Consider the following 5,363-nt stretch of genomic DNA (forward strand, 5'->3'; position numbering starts at 1 on the left):
CGCCCACATCTTCTGCGCGGCCTCGTCGTAGGTGGCGGGCGCGGGTAGCTCCGACCAGGTGAGCGCGACGAACACCTGGTCGCCCTCGGCCATCCTGGTGCGGGCGCGTGCCTCCCTCCCCTCCAGACCGAGGCGCAGATCGGTGGTGAGAATCAGCGACGGCCCACTGTCGGGATCGCTCGACGCCCGCGCGGTCGCCTGCTCGTAGACCTTGCCGGTGTACTCCCACTTGGCTCCGCGCTGGTGATAGTCGAACGAGGGCTGGCAGCTCATTTCGAGTTCGACGGTGCCGCTCACACACTTGACCGTGCGCAGCAGGATGTGTTCGGCGTCCCAGTCCATCGGGGTGCGCCGGTGGGTCTTGGACCGGGCGTTGTTGTTGTGCCACGGGCCGAGTACCAGGGTGTCGCGCACGATCAGCCAGCCGGTTTCGGTCTGCCAGGTGGTTTCCAGGATCATCCCGCCCGGCAGGTAGCGCCGCGCCGCGGGCACGTTCGTTCCGTAGGGGCCGATCCGGAAATGCCCGGCGCTGCGGTCGAGGATCGCGCCGAAAATGCTGGGGGAGTCCGGGCGTGGCACGCACATCCACTCCACCGAACCGCTGCTGGCGATCAGGCAGCTGGTTTCACAGTCGGACAGGAAGGCATAGTCGTCGATCGGGGGAAACGCGCCGCGACGGCCGCTGGAGGACACCGGACTCAGAATCGGCAGGCTGTCAGCGCTGGAAGACTCCATACCCCATCATCACGGCGGTGTGGGCGCGCGTCCACCGCTGGGGGCGGCGATCTCGGCGTATCGGCCGGTCGCGGCCGGGAATTCGCCCGCGGCCATGCGGACGGCGAGGGCGTTCACGGCGACCGACTAGGCTGGACGGCGTGCAACGCATCGCAGGTTGGTGGGACGGGTTCGAACTCTGGGTAGCCGGGCTGCCCTTCATTCCGCAGTTTCTCGTGGTGCTGGTCGGCATGGTCCCGATCAGCTTCGCCATCGCTTTCCTGCTCGACCGAAGCCTGCGTATGGCCTTCCGCCTGCTGCGCCGCGACGATCGCACCGAACCGCCGATGCCGGTCGCCCTCGCCGAACGCCCGACCGTCGGCAGCGGTGCCCGCTGATGCCACGTTCTCGCGTCCAGCTCGCGCTCATCGCCCTACTGGTCCTGGTCGTCATCGCGTGGTTCTTCACGCGCTAGTCGGCGCGAGCACCAGCCCGCGCCGACACTGCGGCTAGTTCTTGCGCCAGTCGTCGAAACGTTTGCCCAGGTCGGATACCGTGCGGCCGACTTCCTGACCCACCGTGTTCACCGCCGAGCCCACGTCGCGGCCGAGGTCGCGCACTGTGCGGACCAGCAGGTCCTCGGACTGGTCGAACGACTCGCGGTAGTGCCGGGTCGCCTCCTTGACCTCCTCGCTGATCCGCGCGTTCTTGTCCTGCTCGCGACGCGGATAGCTGCCGCCGAGCACCCGCTCGTACTCGCCGGACTGGATCCAGCGGCGCAGCTCGGCCGCGCGCAGCACCGAGAACGGATGCGACTGCAGTTCCAGGTTGAGCAGCTTGAGCACGCCGTCGCGCAGGTCGCCCGAGCGCAGGTAGTCATCGGCCTGGTCGAGGAACGCGCCGTGGTTCATCTCGTGCAACCACGCACCGCCCGCGGTCTTCATGTGCACGCGCACCGAAGCCTCCACGTCCTGGCAGCACAGCAGCCCGGCCCGGTCGCCGGACAGCTCCGACTTGCGGCTCCACTCCATCAGCGCTGCCACGATCGCGCGCAACGCCCAGCCGCCCACCGGCATCCAGCCGACCGAGGCCGACAGCCGCATCAGGTGCATGAGCATCGTGCGATACACCGCGTGCCCGGACAGTGCGTGGCCGAGTTCGTGGCCGACCACGAACCGCAGTTCCTCGGTGTCCATCAGTTCGAGCAGGCCGGTGGTGAGCACGATGAACGGCTTGTCCATCCCGATGGTGAACGCGTTCACCGAAGGGTCCTGGAGCACGAACATCTCCGGTGTGGATTGCGCGTCGAGCACGCCGACGCAGTCCGCGCGCAACTGGTGCAGGGTGCGGAACTGCCGATCGTCGACCCGCACGGCGGTCGCCAGGTACATCAACCGGTGCTGGCGCTCCCGCAACAATCCCGACAGCGCCCGCAGTACCGTGTCGAAGCCGCTCAGCGAGCGCAGCGCCACGAGTGCGGTGCGGTCGGCCGGGTGTTCCCAAGTGCGCGTGCTGATCTCCGGAAAACGCGTGCGAACCCGGTCTGGAGCCATGGTCATAGGATGAAATCCCCCCTGGTTAGAGAACTCTCGTCGATTGCGATCATCATGGCGCAATCTGCTACAGTCTGCCTGTGTCGTCGAGTGTCGCCCCGCAGATCCGCCATGAGTTGGCGTTGATCGCTGTCGGCAACCTCGCGGTCGCAGACATTCTCTGTCGATGATCGGCCACCGGACCCGGCTGCGCGTTCTTGCCCAGTAGACTGGCGCGCGCTTTCCTTTCGCAGTCGTAGTCCGTCACTCCGGGGGCCGTTGGGCCCGAGTCGCGCCAACTGTCGTATATCCACGTACGACAGGTCTACCGATCGACACGATCTTCCCTGCCGCCACGAAAATCGTTGCGCCGCAGGTCCTTTCCCGAAAGGTACACCCCGATGTCTCGCAACACCTGGATCGGCTCGCGCCGCCGCGCCGCCGCCATCGCTCTCACTGCTGTCGCCGCGGTCGCCCTGACCGCCTGCGGCGGTGGCGCCAGCGACTCGACCGACGGCGGCGCTACCGTGGCCGACGGCAGCGGGGGCACCCTCAATCTCTACGCCTACGCGGTCCCGAAGCCGGGCTTCGACAAGGTCGTGCCCGAGTTCAACAAGACCGACGCGGGCAAGGGTGTGCAGGTCCAGGCCTCGTACGGCGCCTCGGGCGACCAGTCGCGCAAGGTCAAGGACGGCGCAGAGGCCGACGTCGTGAACTTCTCCGTCGAACCCGACATCACCCGCCTGGTCGACGCCGGTCTGGTCGAGTCCACCTGGAACGCCGACGCCACCAAGGGCATCCCCTTCGGTTCGGTCGTCACCCTGGTGGTCCGCAAGGGCAACCCCAAGGGCATCAAGGACTGGGACGACCTGCTGAAGCCGGGTGTCGAGGTCGTCACCCCGAACCCGTTCAGCTCGGGCTCGGCCAAGTGGAACCTGCTCGCGCCCTACACCGCCAAGAGCGACGGCGGCAAGAACCAGCAGGCCGGTCTGGACTACCTGTCGCAGCTGGTCTCGCCCGAGCACGTGAAGGTGCAGCCCAAGTCGGGCCGTGAAGCCACCGAGACCTTCCTGCAGGGCACCGGCGACGTGCTGTTGAGCTACGAGAACGAGGCCATCTTCTCCGAGCGCAACGGCGACCCGATCGAGCACATCAACCCGCCCACCACCTTCAAGATCGAGAACCCGGTCGCGGTGCTGAAGAACTCGAAGAACCTGGCCAAGGCCACCGCGTTCCGCGACTTCCTGTTCACCGCCGAGGGCCAGAAGGCGTGGGCGAAGGCCGGCTTCCGTCCGGTCGACCCGAAGGTCGCGGCCGAGTTCGCCAAGGACTTCCCGACCCCGGCCAAGCTGTGGACCATCGATGACCTCGGTGGCTGGAAGGCTGTCGACAAGGATCTGTTCGCACAGGGCACCGGCAAGGTCGCCGTCATCTACGACAAGGCCACCAAGTAGGCCGTGACCCGGCTCACACGCGATACTGGACAACTGTGACTGACAGCAGTGGGCCCGCCGGGACCGGGGAGACCTCCGATCCCGGCGGCGCCGTGAAACTGGACAAAAAGCCGCCGACCTCGCGCGGACCTCGCTGGGCCTGGCTGCGCGTCACCGGGTCGGTGGGCCCGTTCGGCATCGGTGTCGCCGTGCTGTGGCTCAGCCTCATCGTGCTGCTGCCGCTGGCGGCGCTCACCGTCAGCTCCTTCGAAGACGGCTGGTCCGGCTTCTGGGACGCGGTCACCGCGCCCTCCGCGCTCGACTCGCTGAAGGTGACGATCGGCGTCTCGGTGATCGTCGCCGTGATCAATGTCGTGATGGGCACGCTGATCGCCTGGGTGCTGGTTCGTGACGAGTTCCCGGGCAAGGGCATCGTCAACGCGCTGATCGACCTTCCGTTCGCGCTGCCCACGATCGTCGCCTCGATCGTGTTGCTCTCGCTCTACGGCCCGAACAGCCCGGTCGACATCCACCTCAATGCCACCCAGCCCGGTCTGGTGGTGGCGCTGGCCTTCGTCACGCTGCCGTTCGTGGTGCGCTCGGTGCAGCCGGTGCTGATCGAGGTCGACAAGGAAGTGGAGCAGGCGTCGCTGTCGCTGGGCGCGAGCAACTGGATCACCTTCCGGCGCATCGTGCTACCCACCCTGGCGCCGGCGATCATCTCCGGCGGCGGCCTCGCCTTCGCCAGGGCGATCGGTGAGTACGGGTCGGTGGTGCTGATCGGCGGCAATATCCCGCGCGAGACGCAGATGACCTCGCAGTACATCCAGCAGCAGATCGAGGTCGACCGGCCGGTCAACGCGGCCGCGGTGTCGGTGGCGCTGCTGGTGATCTCGTTCGTCAGCCTGCTCGTGCTGCGGATCCTGGCCGAACGCACCTCGCGCAAAGAAGAGGCGGCCCGATGAAACTGTCCGCGTTCACCAGGATCTCGCTGCGCACGGTCGCGCTGGGCTACCTGCTGATCCTGCTGGTGCTGCCGTTGGTGATCATTTTGCTGCGCACGTTCGAGCGGGGGATCGGCGCGTTCATCGAGTCGATCACCACGCCCGCGGCCATCTCGGCGTTCCAGCTGTCGATGATCATCGTGGTCATCGTGGTGCCGCTGAACGTGGTGTTCGGTGTGGTCACGGCGCTGGCGCTGGTCCGGAGCAAGTTCCCGGGCCGCAGTCTGATGCAGGGCATCGTCGACCTACCGTTCGCGGTGTCGCCGGTGGTCGTCGGTGTGTCACTGATCCTGCTGTGGGGCGCGGGCGGCTGGTTCGGCGGGCTGGAATCACTCGGATTCAAGGTGATCTTCAGCCTGCCCGGCATGGTGATCGCGACCATCTTCGTCACGCTGCCGTTCGTGGTGCGCGAGGTGGAGCCGGTGCTGCACGAGATCGGTGACGATCAGGAGCAGGCCGCGGCCACCCTCGGCGCCTCGCGCTGGCAGACGTTCTGGCGGATCACCCTGCCCGCCATCCGCTGGGGCCTGACCTACGGCGTCGTGCTCACCGTGGCCCGCGCGCTGGGCGAGTTCGGCGCGGTGATCATGGTCTCCACGGCGCTTCCCGGCAAGTCCCAGACGCTCACCCTGCTGGTGCACGGCCGCTATATCAACGACCACAACACCTTCGGCGCCTAC

Annotated in this window: 7 protein-coding genes; 5 read left to right on the forward strand and 2 right to left on the reverse strand. The window is 67.2% G+C overall.

Going from position 1 to position 5,363, the window contains the following annotated elements:
• On the reverse strand, nt 1-735 hold a 735-nt coding region (locus tag ACFWF3_RS22735; RefSeq protein ID WP_379315188.1), incomplete at its 3' end, for a trehalase-like domain-containing protein.
• Between the two features lie 140 nt (nt 736-875).
• Between ACFWF3_RS22735 and ACFWF3_RS22740 the strand changes: the two genes are divergently transcribed.
• On the forward strand, nt 876-1,112 hold the full coding sequence (locus ACFWF3_RS22740; RefSeq protein WP_378993808.1) for a hypothetical protein: 237 nt from the start codon (nt 876-878) through the stop codon (nt 1,110-1,112).
• A 111-nt stretch (nt 1,113-1,223) separates the two neighbouring features.
• Here the strand turns inward: ACFWF3_RS22740 and ACFWF3_RS22745 are convergent, their stop codons facing one another.
• Nucleotides 1,224-2,273, reverse strand: a complete 1,050-nt coding sequence (locus ACFWF3_RS22745) for a M48 family metallopeptidase (RefSeq protein ID WP_379315189.1) — start codon at nt 2,271-2,273, stop codon at nt 1,224-1,226.
• A gap of 74 nt (nt 2,274-2,347) precedes the next feature.
• On the opposite strand from ACFWF3_RS22745, the gene ACFWF3_RS22750 reads away from it, so the two are divergent.
• The 4 genes from ACFWF3_RS22750 to ACFWF3_RS22765 form a co-directional block, all read left to right on the forward strand.
• The gene (locus ACFWF3_RS22750; RefSeq protein ID WP_019045829.1) at nt 2,348-2,437 is read left to right on the forward strand and encodes an Ms4533A family Cys-rich leader peptide; all 90 of its coding nucleotides are present in this window, start codon (nt 2,348-2,350) and stop codon (nt 2,435-2,437) included.
• 210 nt (nt 2,438-2,647) lie between these two features.
• Nucleotides 2,648-3,700, forward strand: coding sequence for a sulfate ABC transporter substrate-binding protein (locus ACFWF3_RS22755; RefSeq protein WP_379315190.1), 1,053 nt, complete (start codon nt 2,648-2,650; stop codon nt 3,698-3,700).
• Nucleotides 3,701-3,792: 92 nt separating this feature from the next.
• A complete protein-coding gene (gene cysT / locus ACFWF3_RS22760) occupies nt 3,793-4,644 on the forward strand; it encodes a sulfate ABC transporter permease subunit CysT (RefSeq protein ID WP_378637744.1) in 852 nt (283 codons plus the stop codon).
• On the forward strand, nt 4,641-5,363 hold a 723-nt coding region (locus ACFWF3_RS22765), incomplete at its 3' end, for a sulfate ABC transporter permease subunit (protein ID WP_379315191.1). The genes cysT and ACFWF3_RS22765, both read left to right, overlap by 4 nt.

It is taken from the genome of Nocardia sp. NPDC060220, from assembly GCF_042727815.1.
Taxonomy (GTDB): Bacteria; Actinomycetota; Actinomycetes; order Mycobacteriales; family Mycobacteriaceae; genus Nocardia.